At 69.3% G+C, this 3,528-nt stretch carries 1 protein-coding gene; it reads right to left on the minus strand.

The features are described from left to right. Positions 1–56 precede the first annotated feature (56 nt). Positions 57–3,528: multifunctional oxoglutarate decarboxylase/oxoglutarate dehydrogenase thiamine pyrophosphate-binding subunit/dihydrolipoyllysine-residue succinyltransferase subunit (locus tag AB0E83_RS35225; protein WP_362120868.1), on the minus strand; the 3,472-nt coding region annotated here is incomplete at its 5' end.

Genomic DNA, 3,528 nt, shown 5'->3' on the forward strand with positions numbered 1-3,528 from the left:
GCCCGGCACCCACCAGGGGTGCCGGGCCTCCGGCGCGAGGCGACGAGGCGACGGCGTCAGGCGTCGAAGACCTCGTTGACCAGCTGCTGCTGCTCGGCCTGGTGGCGCTTGGCCGAGCCGACCGCCGGGGACGAGGAGTGCGGGCGGGAGATCCGGCGCAGGCGCTCGCCCGCCGGGATGTCCGCGCCGACCGCCAGGTCGAGGTGGTCGATCAGGTTGAGCGCGATGAACGGCCACGCACCCTGGTTCGCCGGCTCCTCCTGCGCCCAGATGTACTTCGCCGCGTTCGGGTACTTGGCGATCTCGGCCTGGAGCTCGGCACCCGGCAGCGGGTACAGGCGCTCCAGACGGATGATCGCGGTCTCCTTGTCGCCGCGCTTCTGCCGCTCGGCCTCCAGGTCGTAGTAGACCTTGCCGGCGCAGAAGACGACCTTGCGGACGTCGGCCGGGGCGACCGTGCTGTCGCCGATGACCGGGCGGAAGCCGCCGGTGGTGAACTCCTCCACCTTGGACGCCGCGGCCTTCAGGCGCAGCATCGACTTCGGGGTGAAGACGATGAGCGGCTTGTGGTGCGGGTTGTGCACCTGCCAGCGCAGCAGGTGGAAGTAGTTCGACGGCAGCGTCGGCATGGCGACCGTCATGTTGTCCTGGGCGCACATCTGGAGGAAGCGCTCCGGGCGGGCGGACGAGTGGTCCGGGCCCTGGCCCTCGTAGCCGTGCGGCAGGAGCAGGGTGACGCCGGAGGTCTGGCCCCACTTCTGCTCGGCCGAGGAGATGAACTCGTCGACGACGGTCTGGGCGCCGTTGACGAAGTCGCCGAACTGGGCCTCCCAGATGACCAGGGAGCTCGGGCGGGCCAGCGAGTAGCCGTACTCGAAGCCCATCGCCGCGTACTCGCTGAGCAGCGAGTCGTAGACGTTGAAGTGGGCCTGCTCCTCGGTCAGGTAGAGCAGCGGGGTGTAGTCCTCGCCGGTCTCCTGGTCGACCAGGACCGCGTGGCGCTGGCCGAAGGTGCCGCGGCGGGAGTCCTGGCCCGAGAGGCGGACCGGGGTGCCCTCCATCAGCAGGGAGCCGATGGCGAGGGTCTCGCCGAAGCCCCAGTCGATGGTGCCGTCGTCGATGGAGGCCGCGCGGCGCTGGAGCTGCGGCAGCAGGCGCGGGTGGACCGTGATCCGCTCCGGGATGTTGACCTGCGACTCGGCGATCCGCTTCACGACCTCCTGGGAGACCGCGGTGGTGACGGCGACCGGGAACTCGGCCTGCGCGTCCGGCACGTGGGCCGGCGCCGGGGCGGCGGTGGCCTCGCGGACCTCCGCGAACACCTTCTCCAGCTGGCCCTGGAAGTCCTGGAGCGCCTGCTCCGCCTCCTCCAGGGTGATGTCGCCGCGACCGATGAGCGACTCGGTGTACAGCTTGCGCACCGAGCGCTTCTTGTCGATCAGGTTGTACATCTGCGGGTTGGTGAACTGCGGGTTGTCGCCCTCGTTGTGACCGCGGCGGCGGTAGCAGATGAGGTCGATCACGACGTCCTTGTTGAACGTCTGGCGGAACTCGAAGGCGAGCCGCGCCACGCGGACCACGGCCTCCGGGTCGTCGCCGTTCACGTGGAAGATCGGCGCCTCGATCATGCGGGCCACGTCGGTGGCGTACATGGAGGAGCGGGACGACTCGGGAGCCGCCGTGAAGCCGACCTGGTTGTTGATGACGATGTGGACCGTGCCGCCGGTGCGGTAGCCGCGCAGCTGCGACATGTTCAGGGTCTCGGCCACCACGCCCTGGCCCGCGAAGGCCGCGTCGCCGTGGAGGGCGACCGGCAGGACGGTGAAGTCCGTGCCGCCCTTGTTGATGACGTCCTGCTTGGCGCGGACGACGCCCTCCAGGACCGGGTCGACCGCCTCCAGGTGGGAGGGGTTGGCGACCAGGGAGACCTTGATCTGCTCGCCGTCGAGACCGGTGAAGGTGCCCTCGGCGCCCAGGTGGTACTTCACGTCGCCGGAGCCGTGCATCGACTTCGGGTCGAGGTTGCCCTCGAACTCGCGGAAGATCTGCGCGTACGACTTGCCGACGATGTTCGCGAGGACGTTGAGGCGGCCGCGGTGGGCCATGCCGATGACGACCTCGTCGAGGCGGGACTCGGCGGCGGAGTCGATGACCGCGTCGAGCAGCGGGATGACGGACTCGCCGCCCTCCAGGGAGAAGCGCTTCTGGCCGACGTACTTCGTCTGCAGGAAGGTCTCGAACGCCTCGGCCGAGTTCAGGCGGCGCAGGATGCGGAGCTGCTCCTCGCGCTCCACGCGCGCGTGGGGACGCTCGACGCGGTCCTGGATCCACTTGCGCTGCTTCGGGTCCTGGATGTGCATGAACTCGATGCCGGTGGTGCGGCAGTACGAGTCGCGCAGGACGCCGAGGATGTCGCGGAGCTTCATCATCGACTTGCCGGCGAAGCCGCCGACCGCGAACTCCCGCTCCAGGTCCCACAGGGTGAGGCCGTGCTCGGTGATGTCCAGGTCGGGGTGCTTGCGCTGCTTGTACTCCAGCGGGTCGGTGTCGGCCATGACGTGGCCGCGGACCCGGTAGGAGTGGATGAGCTCGAAGACGCGGGCGGCCTTGGTGACGTCGTCGTCGTGCGAGGCGTCGATGTCCTTGAGCCAGCGGACCGGCTCGTAGGGGATCCGCAGCGACTTGAAGATGTCGTCGTAGAAGCCGTCCTCGCCGAGGAGGAGGTTGGCGACGATGCGGAGGAACTCGCCGGAGGCGGCGCCCTGGATGACCCGGTGGTCGTAGGTCGAGGTCAGGGTCATGACCTTCGAGATGCCCAGCTTGTTCAGGGTGTCCTGGGAGGTGCCCTGGAACTCGGCCGGGTAGTCCATCGAACCGACGCCCATGATGACCGACTGACCGGGCATCAGACGCGGCACGGAGTGGACGGTGCCGAGGCCGCCGGGGTTGGTCAGGGAGACGGTGACGCCGGAGAAGTCCTCCATCGTCAGCTTGCCCACGCGGGCGCGCTTGACGATGTCCTCGTACGCCTGCCAGAACTCGAAGAAGTTGAGCGTCTCGGCCTTCTTGATGCCGGCGACGACGAGCTGGCGGTCGCCGTTCGGCTTCACCAGGTCGATGGCGAGGCCGAAGTTCACGTGCTCCGGCTTGACCAGGGTCGGCTTGCCGTCCTTCTCCGCGAAGGAGTAGTTCATCGACGGCATGGCCTTGATCGCCTGCACCATGGCGTAGCCGATGAGGTGGGTGAAGGAGATCTTCCCGCCCCGGGCGCGCTTCAGGTGGTTGTTGATGACGATCCGGTTGTCGAACAGGAGCTTCACCGGGACGGCGCGGACGGACGTGGCCGTCGGCATCTCCAGGGAGGCGTTCATGTTCTTCGCGACGGCGGCGGCCGGGCCGCGGAGCGTGATCAGCTCGGGGCCGGCGGGCGCCTCGGCGGCCGGAGCGGCCTTGGCGGGCGCCGGGGCGGCCTTCGCGGGCGCCGGAGCGGCCGCGGCGGGCTTCGCCGGAGCCGGGGCCGGAGCGGCC

This window comes from Streptomyces sp. NPDC035033 (assembly GCF_040636735.1).
GTDB lineage: Bacteria > Actinomycetota > Actinomycetes > Streptomycetales > Streptomycetaceae > Streptomyces.